The sequence below is a fragment of the Roseovarius halophilus (ex Wu et al. 2025) genome (assembly GCF_047086965.1).
In genome coordinates this window covers 1-326 of record NZ_JBKOTX010000605.1, presented here as the reverse complement: position 1 = coordinate 326, position 326 = coordinate 1, and the positions used below count along the sequence as shown (strand labels likewise).

The 326-nt window shown below is 75.5% G+C and carries 1 pseudogene; it reads right to left on the bottom strand.

Annotated features, from left to right (window positions below):
* Nucleotides 1-326, bottom strand: a pseudogene (locus tag ACH107_RS33690) (hypothetical protein); the annotation flags it as partial.

The window sequence follows — 326 nt, the reverse complement described above, 5'->3', positions numbered from 1 at the left end:
GGGGGCGGAGGCACCCGCCCCCGGGGTGACCGGTTCACCGGTGTCCATGGCGGGTGGCGCGGGCGGGGCGGCCGCGGTCTGGACCGGCCCGCTGTCCCAGCCGAACCACCGCGCAACTGTGTCGGCGTTCAACGCCGCCAGCGCCGCCACGGCCAGCAGGACCAGGATCAGCACCGCCGTCAGGATCAGCCCGAGAAAGCGCGGCGTGCGCCGGACCTTGCGGTGCGCCGGGCGGGCTCCGAAAATCGTCAGGCGCTCGCCTTCATCCATGGTTCCATCGGCACCGGGCTGCGCGCCCGGCGCGCGGCGGCTGCGAAACAGCCCCG